This is a genomic window from Streptococcus sp. FSL R7-0248 (assembly GCF_037967965.1).
GTDB lineage: Bacteria > Bacillota > Bacilli > Lactobacillales > Streptococcaceae > Streptococcus.
In genome coordinates this window covers 2,038,822-2,061,787 of record NZ_CP150201.1, presented here as the reverse complement: position 1 = coordinate 2,061,787, position 22,966 = coordinate 2,038,822, and the positions used below count along the sequence as shown (strand labels likewise).

The 22,966-nt window shown below is 40.1% G+C and carries 34 protein-coding genes and 1 other RNA gene; 29 read left to right on the top strand and 6 right to left on the bottom strand.

The annotated features are described in order from the left end of the window. The first annotated feature begins 85 nt into the window (after positions 1-85). From NYE32_RS09565 to NYE32_RS09500, 14 genes are all read left to right on the top strand, one after another. A complete protein-coding gene (locus NYE32_RS09565; RefSeq protein ID WP_002887019.1) occupies positions 86-448 on the top strand; it encodes a DUF1033 family protein in 363 nt (120 codons plus the stop codon). An 80-nt stretch (positions 449-528) separates the two neighbouring features. Continuing rightward, positions 529-1,470, top strand: a complete 942-nt coding sequence (comGA, locus tag NYE32_RS09560; protein ID WP_002885658.1) for a competence type IV pilus ATPase ComGA — start codon at positions 529-531, stop codon at positions 1,468-1,470. Further along, a complete protein-coding gene (comGB, locus tag NYE32_RS09555; protein ID WP_142236643.1) occupies positions 1,352-2,452 on the top strand; it encodes a competence type IV pilus assembly protein ComGB in 1,101 nt (366 codons plus the stop codon). The genes comGA and comGB overlap by 119 nt, the downstream gene beginning before the upstream one ends. Then, entirely contained in the window at positions 2,449-2,775 is a 327-nt protein-coding gene (gene comGC, locus NYE32_RS09550) for a competence type IV pilus major pilin ComGC (RefSeq protein WP_070576715.1), read from the top strand. Before comGB ends, comGC begins: the two co-directional genes overlap by 4 nt. Next, complete coding sequence (gene comGD, locus NYE32_RS09545; protein ID WP_253183867.1) at positions 2,735-3,163, top strand: competence type IV pilus minor pilin ComGD; 429 nt, start codon at positions 2,735-2,737, stop codon at positions 3,161-3,163. The genes comGC and comGD overlap by 41 nt, the downstream gene beginning before the upstream one ends. Beyond that, positions 3,135-3,425 carry a competence type IV pilus minor pilin ComGE gene (comGE, locus tag NYE32_RS09540; protein WP_073689936.1) on the top strand — a complete coding sequence of 97 codons (291 nt, stop codon included), beginning with the start codon at positions 3,135-3,137 and terminating at the stop codon, positions 3,423-3,425. The genes comGD and comGE overlap by 29 nt, the downstream gene beginning before the upstream one ends. After that, entirely contained in the window at positions 3,412-3,849 is a 438-nt protein-coding gene (gene comGF / locus NYE32_RS09535; RefSeq protein ID WP_037600123.1) for a competence type IV pilus minor pilin ComGF, read from the top strand. Before comGE ends, comGF begins: the two co-directional genes overlap by 14 nt. Then, positions 3,827-4,144 (top strand): competence type IV pilus minor pilin ComGG, encoded by a 318-nt coding sequence (comGG, locus tag NYE32_RS09530; RefSeq protein ID WP_060973072.1) that lies wholly within the window; start codon positions 3,827-3,829, stop codon positions 4,142-4,144. The genes comGF and comGG overlap by 23 nt, the downstream gene beginning before the upstream one ends. A gap of 44 nt (positions 4,145-4,188) precedes the next feature. Beyond that, complete coding sequence (locus NYE32_RS09525; protein WP_073689935.1) at positions 4,189-5,145, top strand: class I SAM-dependent methyltransferase; 957 nt, start codon at positions 4,189-4,191, stop codon at positions 5,143-5,145. A gap of 56 nt (positions 5,146-5,201) precedes the next feature. Further along, the gene (locus NYE32_RS09520) at positions 5,202-6,395 is read left to right on the top strand and encodes an acetate kinase (RefSeq protein WP_073689934.1); all 1,194 of its coding nucleotides are present in this window, start codon (positions 5,202-5,204) and stop codon (positions 6,393-6,395) included. Positions 6,396-6,645: 250 nt separating this feature from the next. Next, positions 6,646-6,843 carry a helix-turn-helix transcriptional regulator gene (locus NYE32_RS09515; RefSeq protein WP_013991261.1) on the top strand — a complete coding sequence of 66 codons (198 nt, stop codon included), beginning with the start codon at positions 6,646-6,648 and terminating at the stop codon, positions 6,841-6,843. An 11-nt stretch (positions 6,844-6,854) separates the two neighbouring features. Further along, positions 6,855-7,511, top strand: a complete 657-nt coding sequence (locus NYE32_RS09510) for a type II CAAX endopeptidase family protein (RefSeq protein WP_064523497.1) — start codon at positions 6,855-6,857, stop codon at positions 7,509-7,511. Positions 7,512-7,588: 77 nt separating this feature from the next. Continuing rightward, positions 7,589-8,035, top strand: coding sequence for a hypothetical protein (locus NYE32_RS09505; RefSeq protein WP_013991259.1), 447 nt, complete (start codon positions 7,589-7,591; stop codon positions 8,033-8,035). A gap of 112 nt (positions 8,036-8,147) precedes the next feature. Beyond that, positions 8,148-8,810 (top strand): type II CAAX endopeptidase family protein, encoded by a 663-nt coding sequence (locus NYE32_RS09500; RefSeq protein WP_013991258.1) that lies wholly within the window; start codon positions 8,148-8,150, stop codon positions 8,808-8,810. A 26-nt stretch (positions 8,811-8,836) separates the two neighbouring features. Here the strand turns inward: NYE32_RS09500 and proC are convergent, their stop codons facing one another. Beyond that, a complete protein-coding gene (proC, locus tag NYE32_RS09495; protein ID WP_139724400.1) occupies positions 8,837-9,607 on the bottom strand; it encodes a pyrroline-5-carboxylate reductase in 771 nt (256 codons plus the stop codon). Between the two features lie 15 nt (positions 9,608-9,622). Continuing rightward, positions 9,623-10,690: a glutamyl aminopeptidase gene (gene pepA / locus NYE32_RS09490; RefSeq protein ID WP_139724402.1), complete on the bottom strand. Its 1,068-nt coding sequence runs from the start codon at positions 10,688-10,690 to the stop codon at positions 9,623-9,625. A 99-nt stretch (positions 10,691-10,789) separates the two neighbouring features. Between pepA and NYE32_RS09485 the strand changes: the two genes are divergently transcribed. From NYE32_RS09485 to tadA, 8 genes are all read left to right on the top strand, one after another. Continuing rightward, positions 10,790-11,074, top strand: a complete 285-nt coding sequence (locus NYE32_RS09485; protein ID WP_139724404.1) for a DUF4651 domain-containing protein — start codon at positions 10,790-10,792, stop codon at positions 11,072-11,074. Beyond that, positions 11,071-11,385: a thioredoxin family protein gene (locus tag NYE32_RS09480; RefSeq protein ID WP_139724406.1), complete on the top strand. Its 315-nt coding sequence runs from the start codon at positions 11,071-11,073 to the stop codon at positions 11,383-11,385. The genes NYE32_RS09485 and NYE32_RS09480 overlap by 4 nt, the downstream gene beginning before the upstream one ends. A gap of 3 nt (positions 11,386-11,388) precedes the next feature. Then, positions 11,389-11,913: a hypothetical protein gene (locus tag NYE32_RS09475; protein ID WP_139724408.1), complete on the top strand. Its 525-nt coding sequence runs from the start codon at positions 11,389-11,391 to the stop codon at positions 11,911-11,913. Positions 11,914-11,945: 32 nt separating this feature from the next. Then, complete coding sequence (ytpR, locus tag NYE32_RS09470) at positions 11,946-12,569, top strand: YtpR family tRNA-binding protein (RefSeq protein ID WP_156685147.1); 624 nt, start codon at positions 11,946-11,948, stop codon at positions 12,567-12,569. Positions 12,570-12,706: 137 nt separating this feature from the next. Beyond that, positions 12,707-13,738, top strand: a complete 1,032-nt coding sequence (locus NYE32_RS09465) for a YeeE/YedE family protein (protein ID WP_139724410.1) — start codon at positions 12,707-12,709, stop codon at positions 13,736-13,738. Positions 13,739-13,752: 14 nt separating this feature from the next. After that, positions 13,753-13,980 carry a sulfurtransferase TusA family protein gene (locus NYE32_RS09460; RefSeq protein ID WP_003095911.1) on the top strand — a complete coding sequence of 76 codons (228 nt, stop codon included), beginning with the start codon at positions 13,753-13,755 and terminating at the stop codon, positions 13,978-13,980. Positions 13,981-14,208: 228 nt separating this feature from the next. After that, a complete protein-coding gene (locus NYE32_RS09455; protein ID WP_002885697.1) occupies positions 14,209-14,601 on the top strand; it encodes a single-stranded DNA-binding protein in 393 nt (130 codons plus the stop codon). Between the two features lie 769 nt (positions 14,602-15,370). Next, complete coding sequence (gene tadA / locus NYE32_RS09450; RefSeq protein WP_014635105.1) at positions 15,371-15,889, top strand: tRNA adenosine(34) deaminase TadA; 519 nt, start codon at positions 15,371-15,373, stop codon at positions 15,887-15,889. A gap of 86 nt (positions 15,890-15,975) precedes the next feature. On the opposite strand, the gene NYE32_RS09445 is transcribed toward tadA, so the two are convergent. Genes NYE32_RS09445 through NYE32_RS09435 form a run of 3 tightly spaced genes read right to left on the bottom strand, consistent with a single transcriptional unit; the run spans position 15,976 to position 16,620 of the window. Further along, positions 15,976-16,227, bottom strand: a complete 252-nt coding sequence (locus tag NYE32_RS09445; protein WP_014635104.1) for a hypothetical protein — start codon at positions 16,225-16,227, stop codon at positions 15,976-15,978. Positions 16,228-16,274: 47 nt separating this feature from the next. Further along, positions 16,275-16,442, bottom strand: coding sequence for a class IIb bacteriocin, lactobin A/cerein 7B family (locus NYE32_RS09440; protein ID WP_002885883.1), 168 nt, complete (start codon positions 16,440-16,442; stop codon positions 16,275-16,277). A gap of 19 nt (positions 16,443-16,461) precedes the next feature. After that, positions 16,462-16,620 carry a class IIb bacteriocin, lactobin A/cerein 7B family gene (locus tag NYE32_RS09435; RefSeq protein WP_014635103.1) on the bottom strand — a complete coding sequence of 53 codons (159 nt, stop codon included), beginning with the start codon at positions 16,618-16,620 and terminating at the stop codon, positions 16,462-16,464. 321 nt (positions 16,621-16,941) lie between these two features. Here NYE32_RS09435 and ffs point away from each other — a divergent pair. The 7 genes from ffs to NYE32_RS09400 all read left to right on the top strand — a co-directional run bounded on the left by ffs (position 16,942) and on the right by NYE32_RS09400 (position 22,004). Beyond that, an RNA gene (gene ffs, locus NYE32_RS09430) (signal recognition particle sRNA small type) lies at positions 16,942-17,027 on the top strand. A 14-nt stretch (positions 17,028-17,041) separates the two neighbouring features. Then, positions 17,042-17,881 (top strand): methyltransferase domain-containing protein, encoded by an 840-nt coding sequence (locus NYE32_RS09425; protein ID WP_073686088.1) that lies wholly within the window; start codon positions 17,042-17,044, stop codon positions 17,879-17,881. A 113-nt stretch (positions 17,882-17,994) separates the two neighbouring features. Further along, positions 17,995-18,747, top strand: coding sequence for an HAD family hydrolase (locus NYE32_RS09420; protein WP_014635101.1), 753 nt, complete (start codon positions 17,995-17,997; stop codon positions 18,745-18,747). Positions 18,748-18,832: 85 nt separating this feature from the next. Beyond that, entirely contained in the window at positions 18,833-19,531 is a 699-nt protein-coding gene (gene dapD, locus NYE32_RS09415; protein ID WP_002886999.1) for a 2,3,4,5-tetrahydropyridine-2,6-dicarboxylate N-acetyltransferase, read from the top strand. Between the two features lie 78 nt (positions 19,532-19,609). Beyond that, positions 19,610-20,743 carry an N-acetyldiaminopimelate deacetylase gene (locus tag NYE32_RS09410; RefSeq protein ID WP_037601504.1) on the top strand — a complete coding sequence of 378 codons (1,134 nt, stop codon included), beginning with the start codon at positions 19,610-19,612 and terminating at the stop codon, positions 20,741-20,743. Positions 20,744-20,811: 68 nt separating this feature from the next. Then, the gene (locus NYE32_RS09405) at positions 20,812-21,339 is read left to right on the top strand and encodes a 5-formyltetrahydrofolate cyclo-ligase (RefSeq protein WP_060971573.1); all 528 of its coding nucleotides are present in this window, start codon (positions 20,812-20,814) and stop codon (positions 21,337-21,339) included. Further along, positions 21,330-22,004, top strand: a complete 675-nt coding sequence (locus NYE32_RS09400) for a rhomboid family intramembrane serine protease (RefSeq protein WP_002891988.1) — start codon at positions 21,330-21,332, stop codon at positions 22,002-22,004. Before NYE32_RS09405 ends, NYE32_RS09400 begins: the two co-directional genes overlap by 10 nt. A 45-nt stretch (positions 22,005-22,049) precedes the next feature. On the opposite strand, the gene galU is transcribed toward NYE32_RS09400, so the two are convergent. After that, entirely contained in the window at positions 22,050-22,964 is a 915-nt protein-coding gene (gene galU, locus NYE32_RS09395) for a UTP--glucose-1-phosphate uridylyltransferase GalU (RefSeq protein ID WP_037601510.1), read from the bottom strand. Between the last annotated feature and the right edge of the window lie 2 nt (positions 22,965-22,966).

Genomic DNA, 22,966 nt, shown 5'->3' with positions numbered 1-22,966 from the left:
TTTTGATAAATATAAAACCATTTTTTTTATCTTTTCCAGAAAATTTTGTATAATAGGAACACCAAAGATGAAGTGAGAAAGAAAAATGTACCAAGTAGTTGAAATGAAAGGGGATTTGGAACCGTGGTGGTTCTTAGAAGGCTGGCAAGAAGATATCATCAGTACTAAGGAATTTGAAAATTTTTATGATGCCCTCAAGTACTATAAAAAACTTTGGTTTGCCATGGAAGAAACCTTGCCAAGTTATATCAGCCGTAGTAGTGTCATGACTGCTTTTTGGGACCAAGAGGATAAACACTGGTGTGAGGAGTGTGACGAATATCTGCAGGTCTATCAATCGATTGCTCTTTTGGATGATTGGCAGGAAATTCCTGAGGAAAAATACCGTCCGGGATATGAAAAGCGAAATGACCTTCCAAATCATGCCCACTGTAAAATTAAACGTTAAACAATGCAGAAGCTCGAATTTTTTCGGGCTTCTTTTCATTTTCTTAAACTTTTTACGAATAGGTCTATGAGGAGGTCCTTATGGTAACAGAATTTGCTAAGGAAATGATCAAAAATGCTGATAGTTGTGGGGCTCAAGACATCTATGTCATTCCACGTCAGGATAATTACGAGCTCTATATGCGAGTTGGCCAGGAGAGGAGATTAATTGATGTATATCGGCCTGATTTCATGGCTAGTCTTATTGGTCACTTTAAATTTGTGGCGGGAATGATGGTGGGTGAGAAGCGTAGGAGTCAACTAGGTTCCTGTGACTATGATTGTGGTGATGGTCAAAGGGTTTCTCTGCGTTTATCAACCGTTGGGGATTATCGCGGCTTAGAAAGTTTAGTTATTCGTGTTCTACATTCCGAACGTCGAGAATTGGTGTATTGGAATCAAGGAATCCAGCCGATTATGGATGCTTTGGATTATCGTGGCTTGTATCTCTTTGCAGGTCCCGTAGGTTCTGGAAAGACTACGCTTATGCATGAATTGGTTCAGGAGCGTTTTAAGGGACAGCAGGTGATTTCGATTGAAGATCCTGTGGAAATTAAACAGGATAATGTCTTGCAACTCCAGGTAAATCAGGCAATTGACATGACCTATGATAATTTGATTAAGCTATCACTACGTCACCGCCCGGATGTTTTGATTATTGGAGAAATTCGAGATAAGGAGACTGCTCGAGCGGTTATTAGAGCTAGTCTGACAGGAGTGACTGTTCTTTCAACTATTCACGCAAAGAGTGTGGCAGGTGTTTATGAGCGTCTTCTGGACCTTGGTGTAGATAAGTCTGAGTTGGATAATGCTCTTCAAGGGATTGCCTATATGCGTTTGATTAAGGGAGGAGGTGTGATTGATTTTGCCAGTGAAAATTTCCAAAGCCATTCGTCAACCAGCTGGAACCAACAGTTGGAAGGCTTGGTTCAACAAGGATATCTCACTGAAGGGGATATCCAAGGGGAAAAAATTAAAGATTAATCAGCAAGTCAAGGTTATCCAGCTTTTCAAACAACTTCTAAAGGCAGGGTTTACTTTAACTGAAATCGTAGCCTTTTTGGAGCGAAGTCACTTGTTGAAAGAATCGTCATTATCTCTTATGAAAGCAAGCTTAATGCGAGGCGACAGGCTAGACCAGATGTTTGCGTCAGTGGGTTTTTCGGACAATATTGTTACTCAGATTGCCCTTGCTGATAAGCACGGTAATCTTCTAGGGAGTTTAACCAAGATTGAAACCTACATGCTTCGCATGACCAAGGTTCGTAAGAAACTCATGGAGGTAGCGACCTACCCTATCCTACTCCTGGGTTTCCTGATTCTGATTATGTTAGGACTTAAAAATTATCTTTTGCCTCAACTGTTAGAGGGTGATGGTAAGGATAATTGGGCTGTACAGTTGGTTCAAATCTTTCCCCAGCTCTTCTTTGTGGGTTTGTGTGGACTTCTTGTATTAAGCTTAATTCTTTATCTATGGGTCAAACACCAGCCAGCCCTTGTCTTTTATCGACGAATGGCAAAAATCCCTTTCATAGGCCAAACTGTCAGGCTATATACGACCGCCTATTATGCTAGGGAATGGGGAAATCTCTTAGGACAAGGCATTGACCTGTTAGACTTGGTTTCTCTTATGCAAGAGCAAAAGTCCAAGCTCTTTCGTGAGCTGGGGGCTGATTTAGAAGAGGCCTTGATGCTAGGACAGAGTTTTCCTGACCGTATTGCTACTCACCCTTTTTTCACTAAGGAACTATCCTTGATTATTGCTTATGGAGAGGCTAATGCTAGGTTGGGCTATGAGTTAGAAGTCTATGCTGAAGAGGTTTGGCAGGCTTTCTTTAACCGTCTTAATAAGGCAACAACCTTTGTGCAACCCCTCATTTTTGTTATTGTTGCTGTCGTGATTGTAATGATCTATGCAGCCATGCTATTACCAATGTATCAAAATATGGAAGGAATGATATCATGAAAATGATGTTTAAAAAATTGAATGCCGTTAAACTACGAGCTTTTACGTTAATTGAAATGCTAGTCGTGCTTCTCATTATCAGTATTCTCCTCTTGCTTTTTGTTCCTAACTTGAGTAAGCAGAAGGATTCTGTTAAAGAGACTGGAAATGCGGCTGTGGTCAAGGTCGTGGATTCTCAAGCAGAACTTTATGAAATGAAGAATAACAAGACAGCTAGCTTAGCAGCTCTTGTTTCAGAAGGTCAAATCACGCAAAAACAGGCAGATTCATACAATGATTACTATGCGAAACATGGTGGCGAAAGCCGCTCAGTGGCCAATTAGAGCCTTCACCTTGTTGGAGAGTCTGGTGACACTAGCAGTGGTTGCCTTTCTCACTCTGAGTTTGTCAGGCTCAGTGACAGGTATTTTTCAACAGGTTGAAACTAACCTTTTTTATCTGCGCTTTGAGTACCTATACCGAGATAGTCAGCGCTTGGCAGCGGCAGAAGGGGCCAATGTTGAATTGCAGTTGACCAAGGATAAAATCAGTAACGGAAAATCCAGTCTGGTGATTCCTAAAAGTATTCATCTTGATAAGGGGCAGACGCTAATGTTTGATGCCAAAGGAGGCAACTCGAGCCTCACCAAGATTCGTTTTTCAAGTGATAAGGAGGTGGTGACCTATCAGCTTAACATGGGCAGTGGTAAATATAAAAAGACGGTCTCTTAGAGGCTATATTCTTATCGAAAGCCTGGTAGCAATGGCTGTCTTAGTGCTTGTCAGTGGTCTTATATTAGATCAAATCAATACCAATCGTAGGTTAATGGCTAGGAATCTCCACCAACAGGAGGTTTTGAGTGTGGCAACCATGGCAGTTCAGACCAAACAGGATCAGTTGACCTTAAATGGTATCACAGTGACAGTAAAACGTAGCAAGCAAGGTATCGCGGTTTATGAATCAGGAAAGGAGATTATTCATGTCTCTAAATAGTAAGGTCCGCGCCTTTACCCTCTTGGAATGTCTAGTAGCCTTGTTGGTGATTGCTGGTTCAATTCAAGTTTATCAAGGTCTGACCACAGTATTGGTGAGCAATGTTAAGCAGGTCAAGCAACAAGAAAACCAAGACTGGCTTCTATTTGTTCAACAAATGGAGGCAGAGTTAGAAGGTTGTCAGTTTGTAAAGGTAGAAGGGAACAAACTCTATGTTAAGCAGGATAATCAAGACCTGGCTTTTGGACTTTCAAGTGCTACTGATTTTCGAAAAACAAATGCTGACGGTCGAGGCTACCAACCAATGCTTTTCAATGTAAAATCTAGTACGATTAGTCAAAATAACCAGATAGTCACTATCCAAGTGACTCTTAAAAATGGGCTACAAAGGAGTTTTGTTTATGCTTTTGAAAAAACAGGTTAGGGGAGGCGTTCTCCTCTACGCTCTTTTTATGGCTGGCATTTTCACACTTCTTCTTCATGTTTATCTGGAGCGGGTGGTTGCTAGCTCTAGACAAAACCAAGCGCAAATGACTTCCAGTCAAAGTCATCTCATGGCAGAAATGACCATGGACTTGGCGGACAAGGAAGCTGGTGCTTTTAGTTTTTCTCAGGGAACTACGACTTATGAGGTTAAGGACAAACAAGTGATTGTTAGAGTTGCCAGTAAAGGCCAAATCAAGACCTATCGTTATATGAAGAAACAGGAGCAGAAATAGAAATTCTCTTCCCTTTTTGATATGATAGAAGGACGGAGGAAATCATGAATTTTGAAGCAATTGAGACAGCTTTTGAGCTATTGTTAGAAAATGTCCAAACCATTGAAAATGATCTTGGAACCCATGCTTACGATGCACTTATTGAGCAAAATTCCTATTATTTGGGGGCTGAGGTAGCTAATGAAGTCATCATCAAAAACAACGAGAAATTACGTGCTCTTGATCTAAGTAAAGAGGAGTGGCGTCGTGCTTTTCAGTTCTTGTTTATCAAACTAGGGCAATTGGAAGCTTTACAAGCCAATCACCAATTTACACCAGATGCTATTGGATTTATCATTCTTTACCTACTCGAAGGTTTGACCAAGGACGACCAATTAGATATTTTGGAGATTGGTTCAGGGACAGGAAACTTGGCTGAAACTCTTCTAAATAATAGTCAGAAAACCCTTAATTATATGGGAATGGAGGTTGACGATCTCCTTATCGATTTGTCAGCTAGTATTGCTGATGTGGTGAATTCAAGTGCAGTTTACATCCAAGAAGATGCTGTTCGACCACACATTCTCAAAGAGAGTGATGTTATTATCAGTGACCTACCTGTTGGGTATTACCCAAATGATGAGATTGCGAGTCGTTTCAAGGTTGCAGCAACTGGTGAACACACCTATGCCCATCACCTTCTCATGGAGCAATCACTCAAGTACCTGAAGAAAGATGGTATTGCTATTCTTTTGGCACCAACTAATCTTTTGACAAGCCCACAAAGTGACTTGCTTAAGAAATGGCTATCAGGATATGCTGATATTATTGCCGTTATCACTCTTCCAGAAGCAGCTTTTGGCAATAAACATAGCATGAAGTCTATCTTCGTGCTTAAAAAACAAACTGAAAATGCTCCAGAGACCTTCGTTTATCCACTTAGCGATTTGCAAAACCCAGAGATCCTCAAGGATTTTACAGATAATTTCCAAAAATGGAAATCAGATAATTCCATTTTCTAGCAAAACATGTTAGAATAGGACTATATTATTGAAAGCGTTTTACAAAGAGGTGGCTTATGACAAAAACAATAGCAATTAATGCAGGAAGCTCAAGCTTGAAATGGCAACTATATGAGATGCCAGATGAAGTTGTTCTTGCTAAGGGGTTGATTGAACGTATCGGCTTGAAGGATTCTGTTTCAACAGTAAAATTTGATGACCGTTCAGAATCGCAAACCCTAGATATTGCTGACCATGTTCAGGCAGTAAAAATCTTGCTTGATGATTTGATTCGTTTTGATATTATCAAGAGTTATGATGAAATTACAGGTGTTGGTCACCGTGTGGTTGCTGGTGGAGAATATTTCAAAGAATCAAGCTTGGTGGATGAAGATGCCTTGGCTAAGATTGAAGAATTGTCAGCCTTAGCACCTTTGCACAATCCAGGTGCAGCTTCAGGGATTCGGGCCTTTAAGGAGCTCCTCCCAGATATTACCAGTGTTGCTGTTTTTGATACAGCCTTCCATACATCTATGCCGGAAGTGGCCTACCGTTATCCAGTGCCTAATCGTTACTATACAGACTACCAAGTCCGTAAGTATGGAGCACACGGAACTAGCCACCAATATGTTTCTCAAGAAGCAGCTAAGTTGTTAGGTAAGCCAATTGAAGAAACTAAGATTATCACAGCCCATGTGGGAAATGGTGTTTCAATTACTGCCGTTGCTGGTGGTAAATCAGTAGACACGTCAATGGGGTTGACACCACTTGGTGGCGTTATGATGGGAACACGTACTGGGGATCTTGACCCTGCGATTATTCCATTTGTTATCGACCGTGAGCCTGAAATGGCAGATGCAGAGCGTATCCGTCACGTCTTTAATAAGGAATCAGGTCTCCTTGGTATTTCTGAAAAATCAAGTGATATGCGTGATATCATTGCTGGTAAGAATGCTGGCGATGAAAAATGTGCCTTGGCCTATAATCTTTATGTGGATCGTTTGCGTAAATACATTGCTCAATACTTCGGTGTGTTGAACGGAGCGGATGCTATCGTCTTTACAGCAGGTATTGGTGAAAACTCTGCAGAAGTTCGTGCTTCAGTCTTGGATGGTCTCACTTGGTTTGGTATTGAAGTGGATCCTGAAAAGAATGTCTTTGGACATGTAGGCGACATTACAACAGCAGAGTCAGCTGTTAAAGTATTTGTTATCCCAACAGATGAAGAGTTGGTGATTGCGCGTGATGTTGAGCGCCTTAAAACTAAATAAGTTATCAAAAATTTGATAAGACCAGAAAAGTTGGCTGAGTGATTGGCCAGCTTTTTTGAATGCTCTGACAGAATCATTCGCCTATGTTTATAAATGTGTAATTCAATAAGTAAAGAAAACTTTATAAAAAATGTAAAAGAGACTTTACAAAAAATGTAAAGTGAACTATACTATATATGTAAAGTAAACTTAACAAAGAAAAGTAAGGAGTTTAACTATTTGAGAATAAACGATAAAGTTGAGGTACCACATGGAAACAAAAATTCAGGAACTTCGTAAGGCTAATAAGATTAGTCAGGCAGACTTAGCAGATGAGATGGGGGTCACGAGACAGACCATCATTTCACTCGAAAAAGGTCGCTATAATGCGTCGTTGGAACTAGCTTTTAAAATTGCTAGGTATTTTGGAAAGACTATTGAAGAAGTCTTTATTTTTGAGGAAGATTAAGGAGAAAAGATATGTTTAAACAGGTAATGAAGAAAATTGGTGTTATTGTTTTAGCGCTCACTCTACTAATCTTAGATTTAACACTATTAGGTGCTTTCCCGCTACTTACTCAGGATGGTAAGTTTTCACTTGTGGAGCAAATAGGTTACGGTATTTGGGCATTAGGGAGTTTGGCTATTTTTATCGTGATTGCTTATAGATTTAAACTCTTATCGCTTAAAGAGATTAATTGGAGACGTCTCGTTGCGATTGCTTCTCTTAATCTCGTCATCTTTTTCCTAGGTGATCTTCTAGGGTATTTTGTTGGTCAGTTAACACACAATGCGACTATGGAAAATCAAGATGCTTTAAATAAGATATTTATTCACGTACCAACCTATCTTAAGTTTGCAGTAGTAGGTTTTATCGTTCCTATTATGGAAGAAATCATTTTTAGGGGACTCTTAGCCAAGGTGCTCTTTGGAAAATACTTTAAGACGGGTCTTGTTATTTCCAGTCTTCTCTTTATGGCTGGTCACTCAGCATTTACGCTTCAGACAATTGTCATCTATGGTGTTATGTCAGCTGGTCTTGCGATAACATATTATAAGACTAAGCGTATCGAGTACAGTATGGGTGTTCATATCTTAAACAATAGCATAAGTGTACTACTCAGTCTTTTCGTTTAAGGTGAATAAGTGTTTAAAGTTGTCAGTGAAAAAAGTTATATTGCTCTTATAAAGGATAATAAAGGGAGTGTTAAGATATGTTAATAAAAATGTTAGTAGGAAAGAGAAAAACAGAGGATGAGTTTAAGAAATACATTACACGAGTAGCCTGTTCTCTTTTGTCTTTGGGTGTTTTGGGATTGTTTATTATTCGCTCTAACAGTCTTAGTGATTATGCTCTAGGCTTAGTTTTAGGACTTACCATTGGGGTTTATGTCTTGTCAATCTATTATTTTGCGACGCTTACTCATCCTAAACGTCTTCACCAGATGTATATTGCTGCCTATGATGAGCGAAATAAACAGATTTTAATGGCGACAGCAGTTGCAACTCTGATTTTAGAGTTTTTGCTTATCTTTGCTTTGATTGCTCTATATGCCTTTGTCAATATTCAGTTGCCATATGTTACAGTCTTATCAGTCTTGCTCTATGGCTTAGTATTGGGATTTGCTCTTATTCGTCTCATCCTATCTAAAATAGGATAAGAGCCTATATTATCTTGAAAAATTCACCTCTCGTTCTCTTTTTGTCTTGTCAAGTAAGTTTTGTTGTATTATAATAAAGATACAAATAAATGATGAAAAGAGGTGGATTCTCATGAACAAAGGGTCAATTCTCAAACGCTTTCTTTATTTTTTACTAGCTTTCCTAATACTAATTATTGATCAAGTTCCAACCATCTATTTAGGTGTCAAAGATATAAGGCTGGTCTGTCTCTTAATTTTTGTCTTGCTTCTTATGAGCGCAGGAGCTCTTTTCTTAGGAAAACGTCTTGGGCTTTTCGAAGGCTTTAAGGCCCTTTCTTCCCTGAAGGCCTGGGGTATGATTGGCTTGACCTACCTAGGTATTTATATCGTTACTAGGATTGGTTCTATGGTCATGATGATGGAAGGTGTTAGTAATAGCACCAATCAGGCAGCCATAGAAAATGCCCATATGAATCCCTTCCTCCTCATAACGTTTACGGTAATTATGGCACCGATTGTGGAAGAGCTGGTTTTTCGCGGGCTCCTCATGGGACGCGTCTTTAATCCATATTCTATTGTTGGCTTGATTGTTAGTAGTTTACTTTTTGGCCTTGTTCATATGCCGAATAGTATCGGTGTTTGGATTGTATATGCAGGTATGGGTCTTGCCCTTGGAATAGCATATCGTAAGTTTCAAAAGTTAGAGTACTGTATCATGGCCCATATCATTAACAATAGCATTGCGGTTTCAATGTTGTTACTCTTACAATTTTTAGCGCCATATATCAAATAAAGCTCGGAATCTTCCGAGCTTTTTTCTTATAGTTTTTTGGCTTTAGCAATGGTTGTATCAATACTTGAAACTACACTATGGGTGAGGCCTGTACGCTCAAGGTCCATGAGACCGGCGATAGTAGTCCCACCAGGGCTACAGACCTTGTCAATAAGATCATGTGGACTGTCGCTACCAAGACTGAGATTTTCAGCAGTAGCTAGAACCGTCTGTGTGGCAATGGTCAGAGCGACCTGCTTACTTAGACCATTTTTGACACCAGCCTTGGCTAGAGCCTCGATAAAGAGGGCGATGTAGGCAGGGCTAGAACCTGCTAGGGCAGTAAAGGTATCAAAGTCTTTCTCAGCCAATTCAACAGTGGTTCCAAAACTGTCTGTGATTTCCTTGGCAACTGCCAAAAGGTCCTCGGATACCTTATCATTAGTGCAAAGACCAGTAGTGCTTTTGAGGATCTGAGCATTAAGGTTCGGCATGATACGAATAAGAGGAAGGTCTGGACTGGTGAGGGAAGCAAGGCGTTCCAAGGTCACTCCAGCAGCCATACTTATGATAGGTTGATGAAAATTGAAATCGGCTAGTACCTTATCAAACATTTGAGGTTTGATACCAAGGATGACCAGGTCAGCATTATCCAACAATTCCTGATGGGAAGCAGCCGCTTCAACCTCTAGTTCCTCTGCAATCTGGCGTGAACGAGCCAAGGAAGACCCTGAAATAATGATACGATGTGAGCTTGTATTTAGGCCGTTGATAATGGCTGTCGCCATTTTTCCGACACCGATAAAACCTATAATCATGGGTTACTCCTTGTCTTAGTAGTTTTTAATTAAATCTACTGTTGAGCGATCCAATTTCTTAACAATAGCTTGTAAGAAGGCCTGTGCTTCTAGGAAGTCATCCATGGCATAAAGGGTTTGGTGCGAGTGAATGTAGCGGGCACAAACACCGATAGTTGTTGATGGAACACCAGCATTCTGCAAGTGAGCGGCACCAGCATCTGTTCCGCCCGCAGCACAGTAGTATTGGTATTTGATACCAGCTTCTTCAGCTGTAGTCAAAAGGAAATCTTTCATATTGGGCAACATGATGTGACCTGGATCGAAGAAACGAATAAGTGTACCATCACCTACCTTACCTTGATTACCATAGATATCACCTGCAGGAGAACAGTCCACTGCAAAGAAAACTTCAGGATCAAATTTAGTGGTAGAGACATGGGCACCACGTAAACCAACTTCTTCTTGAACATTGGCACCAGCAATTAGAGTATTGTTGAGTTCTTGATCCTTAACGTTTTCCAAGAGTTCACGAATCATGAGAACACCATAACGGTTATCCCAAGCTTTAGAAATGACATTCTTTTGATTGGCTGTGAGACTTGTTTCTGATTCAGGAATGATGACATCACCTGGGAAAACACCGTAGGCATTTGCTTCTTCTTGGTTAGCAAAACCAGCATCAAAGACGATATCAGAAACACTAGGAAGACTTGAAGCTCCGCCACTAGCACGTAAGAAATGAGGTGGCACTGAACCTGAGATGACAGGATAGATACGACCGTCACGAGTGTGTAGGGTGAAGCGTTGTGAGCTGACAACCAGTGGGTTCCAACCACCAAGTTCGACGACACGGAAAGTCCCGTCTGCTTTGATTTCCTTAATCATAAAGCCAACTTCATCCATGTGGGCAGCCACAAGCACCTTAGGGGCATTTTCTGCTTGGCTATGCTTGATACCGAAAATACCACCGAGACCATCTGTTTGGACCTCATCTACAAGTGGGGTGATGTTTTGGCGAAGGTAGTCGCGTACTGGCGCTTCAAATCCTGAAGTGGCACTGAGTTCAGTTACTTCTTTAATCTTGTCAAATAGGGTAGTCATAAAATCCTCCTTGAGTAGTACTTGCTACTATTTTAGCACGATTCTTAAGAGATAGGTAGCCTCTCCCCATTCATCTAAAATTATGGTAAAATGTTTCATATGAAACGTAAAACATTGGCCTTGTTTGCTGGAGGCGTAGGAGCTTTAGGTCTCTTGGCAATGGCAGAGAAATATAGACAGTCACGTGCAGAAATGAAGAAGTCTGCATTAATCCAAGATATTAGACAAGAATTATCACACCTGGGGACTATCGCAGTCCTTTATACAAATCCCACTGATAAGGAAAATTCAGGGCTTACAGGAGGTATCGTCTTAGAGGATGGACGTGCCTATAGCTTTGTTTATGCAGAGGATATCTTGACCTATGAGGAGGAGCAGGCATGATTATTCCTAAGAATCTTGAAGAACTGGCAAGCTATGTCGATAGTGATCAAAAGGTGGTTTTCTTTTTCACTGCCGACTGGTGTCCAGACTGCCAGTTCATCTATCCCGTTATGCCTGAAATCGAAGCCCTCCATCCAGATATGACCTTTGTGCGTGTTAATCGTGATGATTATATGGCTTTGGCGCAAACTTGGAATATTTTTGGTATCCCAAGTTTTGTTGTGACTCAGAAAGGTCAGGAATTGGGACGCTTAGTCAATAAAGCTCGTAAAACCAAAGAAGAAATCAATGCCTTTTTGTCGGAGATTTAAAAGATGAAAATCAATCACTTTCCTAATATCTCTTTTGATATTTCAGAAACCAAAGAAAAGTATCTGACAGAAAAAAATGAGAGGATCATCGAAGAATTATGCCAAGTTTTAGTAGAGCATTCCAAAATTGAAAGTGATATCTTCCTAAAACACCAAGAAATAAACACCTACAAAAAGGAAAATAATCTTCCTACACATCAAACTATTCCTGGAGAAATGGAGTTATTTGATGAATTTAAAGTGAAGTTGACTCCTTTGGCTCAAAAACACTTGACTGATAACTGTTATAAAAGAGGTTTTTCAGCTTCTTTTGGTTCTCCGGGCACCTATGATTTTGTGTTAGAGCCCTGTCGAGTTAAGTTTATTATGAAGAGTAAGGCTAAGATGTGCCTTGAATTTTCCTATGGGAATGACTTTTGGTACCACAAACAATTTATCGTAAAATTAACAGAGAGTGACTGGAAAATTGACAAGATTAGTTATCGCTATGGTAGTAACGACGATTCTTGGCATATCAGTCGATTTTAAAATCTAGAAAAAGAATTATTGAAGGAGAATCCATGATTTTTGCATACAATAAAGAACAAGTTGGCGACGTTTTGTTGGTTATCTTAGAAGATACTAAAGACATCAAACGTAGCGTAGAACGTAAAGGTAAAGTGGCGCGTGTCACAGCTGATGAAACAGGCAAGACTCTTGCTTGGAATATTTTTGAAGCGTCAAGCCTCATTGATATCGAAGGTAACGGTCAAGTTTTCTTGTCAGACCAAGATGTAGCTGTCTTGAACGAGGAATTGGCTAAAGAGGGCTTTGAAGAGCGTTTGGAAAACACACAAGGACCAGTCTTTGTGGTTGGACAAATTGATGAAATGGTTGCACATCCAGACAGTGACCATCTTAACATCTGCCAAGTGAACATTGGTGATAAGAAGGTCCAAATCGTTGCAGGAGCACCAAACGCAGCGCTTGGGCTTAAAATTATCGTAGCCCTCCCTGGTGCTATGATGCCTAGCGGTGCTCTTATCTTCCCAGGAAAACTTCGTGGTGAAGAAAGTTATGGTATGATGTGTGCCCCACGTGAGTTGGCACTTCCAAATGCCCCACAAAAACGAGGTATTATTGAACTTGATGATTCAGCAGTAGTCGGTGAGGCTTTTGATCCAGCCAAACACTGGAAAGGGTAAATAAGATAAGAAACGGTAAATAAGCCGTTTTTTTGTTTGTCATAAAGAAAGTTTATAGCTAATCATAAAAAAGAAAGATTATGCAAGTTACAATATTTTTTTTAAAATGTAATCAACATTTACTTTAGGAGGTACTTATGCTTACGACTGTTCTTTCTGGTGGGCTCATTGGTCTGATATTTGGATTCATTTTGCAACGAACTCGTTTCTGCTTGACTGGTGGTTTCCGAGACATGTATATTGCATGTAATAATACATTATTTTACGCATTTCTTATTGCAATCACAGTAGAAAGTATAGGAGTACTTTCCCTGATTAAATTAGGTATTATTGGAAACCCTTATGAAGAATTTTCCGTGTTAGGAGCAATTGTGGGCTCCTATCTATTTGGTATTGGAATTGTTCTTGCTGGGGGATGTGCCACAGGAACGTGGTATCGTGCCGGTGAAGGTCTCCTAGGTAGTTGGGTTGCACTATTCTTTTATATGACAAGTGCAGCAGCTATGAAATCAGGATTTCTTGTTCCTTTGAATCAATTAATAGCCAAGCGGTGGGTAATTAATGATGATTTAGCTGGTCAATTAGGAATTCCGGTTTGGTATTTTCTTGTTTTCTTAGTAGCTATAACAAGTTTTGTTGTCATTCGAGAGTTACGTAAGCCCAGACGTCAGATTGCTACGCTTCCATCAAAATATAAGGGAGTGAGACACTATCTTTTTGAGAAAACTTACCATAAATATTTTGCAGGACTTCTAATAGGTCTTGTTGCTTTTATTGCTTGGCCTGCTAGTCAGTTGACGGGTCGTGTTGGAGGGTTAGGGATTACAACTCCCTCGGCACATCTAATTAGTTATATTATTACAGGAGATAGTAAACAGCTTGGTTGGGGTGTTTTTCTTGTATTGGGGATTTTTCTTGGTTCCTTTCTTGCTGCAAAGGGTTCTCGAGAGTTTCGTTGGCGCTTGCCAGACTTGTCAACCATCGGTAAGAGCACACTAGGGGGTATTTTTATGGGAATCGGTGCTTCATGGGCTGGTGGCTGTACGATTGGTAATGGTTTAACAGCTACAGCAATTTTTTCTAGTAAGGGATGGATTGCTTTACCAGTGACTATTTTAGGTGTTTGGACGGCTTCCTATATTATCTTTGTAAAACCCAACAAAAATTAAGAGGAGAATATCATATGGCTTTGATAAAACTTGAAACGGGTGGATTGGTATGTCCATTCCCATTGATTGATGCGAAGAAAAAAATGGCTGAATTAGCTACAGGTGATGAGTTGTTGATAGCTTTCGATTGTACGCAAGCAACGGAAAGTATACCAAACTGGGCTGCAGATAATGATTATCCTGTGACGCGCTTTGAACAAGTCGGCCCTGCTTCATGGGAAATTGTGGTTCAAAAACGTTGAGTTAGTTAAACGAGTAGAGAAAATTTAAAACTCAACTTTTGTAATGAAAATATCTGAGAGAGCAGTATTACTAGAAAAGTAATAACCTTCTATTTACTAGGATTATTAGGACAATTTGGGTATGTAGACTGGAGTGTTAGTAAGGAGTCTCTCAAAGGAATCTGTAAAGCTATTTAAAATAATCTATTTTTTACTTCCTCTTACGAATAGATAGGTGGAGGTAAAAAAATGTATAACAAAGTAATTTTAATTGGACGTTTGACAGCCACTCCTGAAATGGTTAAGACTGCTAGCGATAGGTCTTTTACACGTGTCACAGTTGCGGTTAATCGTCGCTATAAGACGCAAAATGGTGAGCGTGAGGCTGACTTTATTACAGTGGTTGTCTGGGGGCGTTTGGCTGAGACCTTAGCCTCTTATGCTAGCAAGGGGAGTTTAATTTCTCTTGATGGTGAGCTTCGTACCCGTAAGTACGATAAGGATGGCCAAACCCATTACGTTACTGAGGTGCTTTGTTCCTCTTTCCAACTTCTGGAGAGTCGTGCTCAGCGTGCTGTTAGGGAAAATAATCCTGACAATGACTTGGCTGACCTCGTCTTGGAAGAAGAACTTCCCTTCTAGTTTATCCTTTGTCTAGCTATCTAGGTCTCCTATCTTTGAAGCCACCTCTCCAAAAAATCATTATCTTGTTCCATACCTTGTTTTAAAGAATTGTTGGAGATAAAATATTAAACACTTGTTAGACTAATAAACAGTAAAATTAGATAAGACTTAGGATGATAGGTGTTTAATAGTGTAGATAGACTAGAAAAAATAGTTTATGAAGCTCTAAAAGGTTGATATATCAACCTTTTAAATGTTAAGCAAAATATTCAAAAGAATGCATACAATTAACAGTTGTTTCTAATGTATATCATTGTTTTATTACCGATTTTTAAATTAAATGATAGAGGTTTCATGATAAACTATAGGTGGGTAAGGAAAAAGCTATAAAAGTTACTTTTATAGTAGGCATTATTTGTTTGGAAGGAAAGTGTGAAATATCACAACTATAACGCTATCCTTGCAATTGTTTGAGACAGTTGCATTTTTGTTTATCGTTGTGAGGCCTTAGGCCTATATAATGATTTCACAGACAATTGACTATGACACTCCGACTGACATATGAATTAGGATGTTAAGCGGTCGTTGACTTTTCGTCTAGCCTTGGGGGAACACATTGGTGTGATTCCTAAGACTCACCAGACTAATGTGTTTGAAGCTAGGATGATTCGTCTTAGCTTTTTTTGTGTCCTTTAAAATGGAGGTCTTCGGTATTTCTTTTCTTATGCTATAATAGAAGGACTAAGTGAGATATTGTCTCGCAAATCTTGGAACGGGAGTGACACTAATGCTTGACTTTACCCAAGAAGAGAAAGACTTTTTTATGTCTGAAGCTCTTAAGGAGGCCGAAAAATCTCTAGATAAAGCAGAGATTCCAATTGGCTGTGTCATCGTTAAAGATGGCGAAGTCATAGGTCGTGGGCACAATGCACGTGAGGAGCTCAATCAAGCTATCATGCATGCGGAGGTCATGGCTATTCAGGAGGCTAATAGGACTGTGGGCAATTGGCGTTTGTTAGATTGTACCCTCTTTGTAACCATCGAACCCTGTGTCATGTGTAGTGGGGCAATTGGCTTGGCTCGTATTCCTAAAGTTATCTATGGAGCAAGCAATCAAAAGTTTGGTGGTGCGGGTAGCCTTTACGATATCCTAAGAGATGAGCGTCTCAACCATCGCGTAGAAGTAGAGACTGGTGTCATGGAGGAAGAGTGTGCTAAGATTATGCAAGACTTTTTCCGTCAGAGTCGTGAACGTAAAAAAGAAGCCAAACGATTGGCTAAATTGGAAACAAGGCAAGATATGTAAACAAAAGTGCAAGTCCAAAGGGACTTGCACTTTTTAATGGAAGAAGAGTATTTTTGTTTTCCTGAAGGCAGTTTAGGTCACTCTTTCTATGATTTTTTTTCTTTTTCTCTTGTTAAAAGAAAAATAGGCATAAAGAGGATTAGAGTACCAAAAGCGGACTTCAAATTAGTATCAATAATTGGTGTTCCTAATCGTACATGAAAGATAAGGTTGATTAGGAGTATCAAAAGTAGGCTACCGATAATTCCAGCTAAAGCTATTTTTACGAGTAAATAGTTATTCGTTTTAGGTGATTGATTAGCAGTAGTATCATTTGTTTGATTTTTTGTATGTTTCATGAATTATCATCCTCAAAATCTTTGAGATGTCAGCTGAGTTCTGTTAGTTAGTGGGTGAGGTTATAGAAAGACTTACCTGCAGCATAGCTAAGGTCATAAGTCAGTTTTGCAGCAGCAATGCCAACAGAAATAGCGGCCCAAGGAACCACTCCACCTGATACAGCTTCAAGTTCTTGAGTAGTCATGTTTTTACGATTGTTAATGGTCTTAGTCATTGTTCATATGTCCTTTCTTTTATCGCGCAGAGTCCATGTAGCCATTGTAGGCTCCAAGGCACATCATAGTTCCAATAGGTCCTGAAGCTAGGCAGAGCCCTCCAATGGCAAGGTTAGTCTTCCATCCGCCTCCTGTTACTGAGGCTAGGTCAGCTGCCTTCATTTCTTTATTAATCATTGTCATTCTCCTTTTTTTATTTTTGGTGAGTTTTTAAATCTCATACCCTCTCACCACGAGTTAAGAGATGTGTTAAACATGACTTCTCCTTTCAATAAAGTCAGCCATGTCACTAGCTTTTGGTGCTTTCCTCAAGTTATGGATTTATTATAAGGTGTCGAGAAATAAAAAAGTAGTGACATAAATGTCACCATGGTAAGTCTTATGCTTTATCGAAGTTTAGACTGATCGAAGGAAATAATAGGGACGGATAGGGGATAGGTCTAGCTAGTCTTATCTTAAGTTCTCTACTTGCAATCACTTCGATTTATGGTATAATATTTTTCGGAGCAACATCTGTGCGTGAAGCGGGTCAGGGGAGGAATCCAGCAGCCCTAAGCGATTTCAGGTGTGTGCTCTTTTTTTGTGTCGAGGAGGATTTATGGCCAAATTTAGTGTTTTTAAAGATCAAGAGAGTCTTTTTGCTTGTCCTATCTGTCAGGCGCCAATGCATTTGGATTTGTCTAGCTTGATTTGTCAGAATAGGCATACCTTTAATATCGCCAAGCAGGGCTTTGTTAATTTTTTGAGACAGACTAAGGGAGATAAGCACTATGATATGGCTTCTTTTGAAAAGAGGAGTCAGATTCTTGCGGCAGGCTATTACGATCCTATCCTAGAGGTGATTTCAGAGCGCTTGCGTGACCTTCCTGGACACTCGCACGTTCTAGATGTTGCTTGTGGTGAGGGCTATTATAGCCGTCAGTTGGCTCAAGAGTTTGACAAGGATTTCATGGCCTTTGATTTGTCTAAGGATTCTATCCTTCTTGCGGCTCGTCAAAATCCTCAGAAAAATGTAGCTTGGTTTGTTGGAGATTTGGCTCAGTTGCCTTTACGTGAACACAGTATTGATGTGATTTTAGATATTTTTTCACCAGCTAATTATCAAGAATTTGGACGACTTTTGTCTGATCATGGCTTGATTTTTAAAGTTATTCCTCATGAGGATCATCTTAAAGAGTTTCGCCAATTGTTACCGGAGGTGCAGGCTTATTCGAACCAGGATGTTCTGGAACATTTTCAAGAGTCCTGTGACCTTTTAGAGCGTGTGACGATTGCTAAGACTTGGTTTATGCCATCAGAGCATGTTCAAACATTTGCCGAGATGACACCTCTTTTTTTCCATGCCAATAAGGATACTTTGGACTTGACTTCAGTGACGCAATTAACCGTTGCGGGAGAGCTCTTGATTGGCCGTATTAGAGATGATAAGCAATCCTAACAGTCGTTGGGATTTTTTTGATGGGAAAATATCTCAGTTAGCTTGTTTGGTCTTCCTAAAAGGTGTATGATGGGAGCAATAAGTAAGAAAGTTTCAGCAATGGGTAAAAAGTGATGAAAAATAGAGCCTATAAGAACTACATTTTTGATTTTTATGGTACCTTGGTTGATATCCTAACTGATGAGAAGTATCCTGTGTTATGGGATACATTAGGCCAGCTATATCAGGCTTATGGAGCGGCTTATGAAGGTGATGCTCTTAAAAAGGCTTATGCTAAGCGTGTGGCTCAGACTCGTAAGGAGTTAATAGAGATTAAAGGAGTTGCTTATCCAGAAGTTGATTTAGCTCAGATTTTCAACCAGCTTTATGTAGATGCTCGGCCTCAGTCTAGTAACTCTAGTCAGCCGGACGATTGGGGAAATTTGATAGCCATGGTATTTCGCGTCTTATCTCGTAAGCAGTTGTTAGCTTATCCGCATACCAAGGAGGTTTTGACCTTTCTAAAAGAGCAGGGCTGTCGTCTTTATCTCTTGTCTAATGCTCAAGCAGCCTTTACTAATGCTGAGATTGATTTAATGGAGTTAAGACCTTACTTTGATGCCATTTACCTGTCTTCGGATGTGGGTATCTGTAAGCCTCAACCTGAATTTTTAAAGCAAGTTTTGGATGATCATGGGTTAAAGCCATCTGAGACTGTCATGGTGGGAAATGACCTGACGACTGATATTGCTGTGGCTGAGGCAGTTGGGATCGATGGTATCTTGCTGAATACCTTCCCTTATTCTCGTCGAGAGTTGGAGAAATCCCCAATCAAACCAGATCGAGTGATTACTGACATAGAGGCTCTAAAGACAAATTTTACATAAAAATACACTCTATTTGGCAAAAGCAAAGACAATTATCAGAATTTTTGGTATAATAATTCCTAACTTTATGTGAATGGAGAATCTCATGACTGCACAAAAAATGTCTGCACAAGAAATTATCGCTTTTATCGGTAATGCTGAAAAGAAAACGAATGTTAAAGTAACTTTTGAAGGGGAATTGGCAACCGCTGTTCCAGCTTCTGTCACTAAGCTTGGTAATGTTCTTTTCGGAGACTGGAAAGATATCGAACCACTTCTTGCGAATTTGACTGAAAACAAGGACTATGTTGTGGAACAAGATGGCCGTAACTCAGCTGTTCCATTGCTTGATAAACGTCACCTTAATGCGCGTATCGAACCAGGCGCTATTATCCGCGACCAAGTAACTATCGAAGATAATGCTGTTGTTATGATGGGTGCTGTTATCAACATCGGTGCTGAAATTGGTGCTGGTACTATGATTGATATGGGCGCAATCCTTGGTGGTCGTGCTACTGTTGGTAAAAACAGCCACATCGGTGCGGGTGCGGTCCTTGCTGGTGTGATTGAACCAGCTTCAGCAGACCCAGTTCGTATCGGTGACAACGTTCTTGTTGGTGCTAATGCTGTTGTTATTGAAGGTGTTCAAGTTGGTAACGGTTCAGTCGTTGCTGCTGGAGCTATCGTTACTCAAGATGTTCCTGAAAATGTGGTTGTAGCTGGTGTTCCAGCTCGTATCATCAAGGAAATCGATGAAAAAACACAACAAAAAACAGCACTCGAAGACGCTTTGCGTAACTTGTAACATATTGATAGTAGAGGCCTGTAAGGCCTCTATTTCTAGATTCTCTATAAAATAAATATAAATAAAAAGGACAAAAACATGACACTTGATTTAATCAAAATCAGACGAGACCTTCACCAAATTCCCGAAATTGGTTTGGAAGAATTTAAAACTCAGGCCTATCTCTTAGAACGTATTGCTGAAATGACTGAAGGGAAGGACTTTGTGGAGCAACGTTCTTGGCGTACAGGAATTCTTGTCTATCTTCACGGGCATGCTCCTGAAAAAACCATTGGTTGGCGTACAGATATTGATGGCCTCCCAATCGTAGAGGAAACAGATCTTGACTTTAAGTCTACTCATGAAGGTCGTATGCATGCTTGTGGACACGATATGCACATGACCACAGCACTTGGTCTTTTGGACCAGATGCTTCAAGTACAGCCTAAAAATAACATGCTCTTCCTCTTCCAACCAGCTGAAGAAAATGAAGCTGGTGGTATGCTTATGTATGAAGATGGTGCCTTTGGAGATTGGTTGCCAGATGAGTTCTATGGCCTCCACGTCCGTCCAGATTTCAAGGTAGGTGATATTGCGACTAACACAAGTACCCTTTTTGCTGGGACTTGTGAAGTCCTCGTTACTTTCAAGGGGAAAGGTGGACATGCGGCCTTTCCACATGAGGCCAATGATGCTCTTGTAGCAGCTTCTTACTTTATTACTCAAGTGCAAACGATTGTCAGTCGTAATGTTGACCCTATTCAGGGTGGGGTAGTTACCTTTGGTTCTTTCCATGCAGGAACTACTAATAATGTTATCGCTGAAACTGCAGAGGTTTATGGAACTATTCGTACCCTTACTCAGGAAATGAGTCTCCTTATCCAGAAGCGCGTGCGCCAGATTGCAGAAGGTGTAGCAGCTAGCTTTGGTATGGAAGTGGATATCATGTTGAAACAAGGTGGTTATCTTCCTGTGGAAAATAATCCAGCCTTGGCCAAAGAGTTGATGGCCTTCTTTGATGCTAGCCCAGAAGTTAACCTGATTGATTGTCCACCGGCTATGACTGGAGAGGATTTTGGTTATTTGCTTAGTAAAGTTCCTGGTGTCATGTTCTGGTTGGGAATCGACACGCCATATGCACTTCACCATCCTAAGATGAGTCCAAACGAAGATGCCCTCGCTTTTGCAGTGGCTGAAATTGGAAAATTCCTTAAACACAAGGCAGAAGCCTAATCAGAGTCGATAAAGCTAAAAAATCTACCAAGTCTGACTTTTGGTAGATTTTTTGATATGATAAACCTATGAAAAATGAACTTAGAAAAACAGTCTTGGCTCAATTAACTTCACAAGAACCTGAGACTAAGGCTAAGATAGATAAACATCTTTTGGAGCAATTGATTGCCTTACCTGCTTATAAAGAGGCTCAGGTGATTGCGACTTATTTGTCTTTTCCTCATGAATATGATACCAGTCTTTTAATCAATCAGGCTTTAAAGGATGGTAAACGACTTTTGATTCCTAAAACATATAAACAAGGTCGAATGATTTTTGTGGATTATGATCCAGATAATCTTGTTGCAACCTCTTTTGGCTTGATGGAACCTGCGTCTGATTTGGCTGTGGAAAAATCAGAGATTGATTTGATTCATGTGCCAGGAGTAGTTTTCAATGATGAAGGCTATCGTATTGGTTACGGAGCAGGTTACTATGACCGCTATTTGTCTGATTTTGAAGGGGATACAGTTAGTACGGTTTATCCTTGCCAGAAACATGATTTTCAACCAGACAGCTATGATATTCCTGTTAAGGAGGTTGTCACATGCCAGTAAATGAGTGGAAAAAATACCCAGCAACCTATCTATTGTTGGGGCTTACGACGTTGACTTTTATCTGTCAATATCTTTTAAACGGATTTCAAGCGACTTCGCCTTTGAGCCTTTTTAAGATGGGAGCTATGTACGGTGCGTTTGTTCAGTACAGTCCCTTGAACCTTTGGCGTCTTGTAACACCAATTTTTGTGCATATAGGTGTTGAGCATTTTCTATTTAATATGCTTACTCTTTACTTTATGGGGAAAATGGCTGAGCAGATTTTTGGGACTCTACGTTTTCTAGGGCTTTATTTGTTAGCTGGTGTTATGGGAAATGCCTTTACCTTACTTTTTACGCCTAATGTTATTGCAGCTGGTGCTTCGACATCCTTGTTTGGACTTTTTGCGGCTGTTGTGATTCTTGGTTATTACAGTCACAGCCCCTTGCTTAATCAGTTAGGCCGTAATTATTTGGCTTTGATTGTTATTAACTTAATCTTCAACCTTTTTACACCTAGTGTTGGGATTACAGGCCATCTCGGTGGTTTAGTTGGAGGTGCTCTTGCAGCTATCTTTTTGGCCAACAAGGTTGAAAGTCGCTTATTTAGTAGAGGTTGGCGTTCTACAGCTCTTTTAACCTATATTTTACTATTGCTGATTCTTCTAGGATTCACTTATTTTTAAGTCATATGAAAAATCCATCGAATGTCAGGTTCGATGGATTTTATTTTAGTCTTTTTTAGCTGCTTTGCCTTCAAGTTTGTGGCCCAAGTCAATGAGGTATTGCTTGAGGTCATCTTTAACTTGAGGATGTTTAAGTGCGTAATCGATAGACGTTTTCATGAATCCGAATTTGTCACCTACATCATAACGGTTTCCAGTAAATTCGCGAGCAAAGACGCGTTGTGTCTTGTTAAGTGTATCGATGGCATCAGTCAGTTGGACTTCGTTTCCAGCACCTGGTTTTTGAGTTTCCAAAATACCGAAAATTTCAGGTGTTAGAAGATAACGTCCGATGATAGCAAGATCACTTGGTGCATCTTCTGGATTTGGTTTTTCAACGAAAGTTTCAACGCTATAACGTCCATTTTCGCCTTTGCCTTGAGGGGCGATGACACCATATGAAGAAACTTCTTCGTGAGGTACAGGCATAACTGCAATGGTTGATGCATGTGTTTCCTCATAGTCGTTAATGAGCTGCTTAGTCAAAGGTACTGCTTTGTCATTAGTGATATCCATGAGGTCGTCACCAAGCATGACAACGAATGGCTCATTTCCGACAAATGCTTTGGCTTGAAGAACTGCATCTCCAAGACCACGCGGATGGCTTTGACGGATAAAGTGGAGGTTGATAGCAGTGGTGTCATTAACCAATTTCAACAAGTCTGTCTTACCTTTTTGTTCCAAGTTGTATTCTAACTCGAAGTTTGAATCAAAGTGGTCTTCGATAGAACGTTTTGACTTACCAGTAACCACCAAGATATCTTCAATACCTGATTTGAGGGCTTCTTCAACGATAAATTGGATGGTTGGCTTGTCAACGATTGGCAACATTTCTTTGGCCAAGGCCTTAGTAGCTGGTAAAAAGCGTGTTCCGAGTCCTGCAGCGGGGATGATAGCTTTTCTAACTTTTTGATTCTTCATGA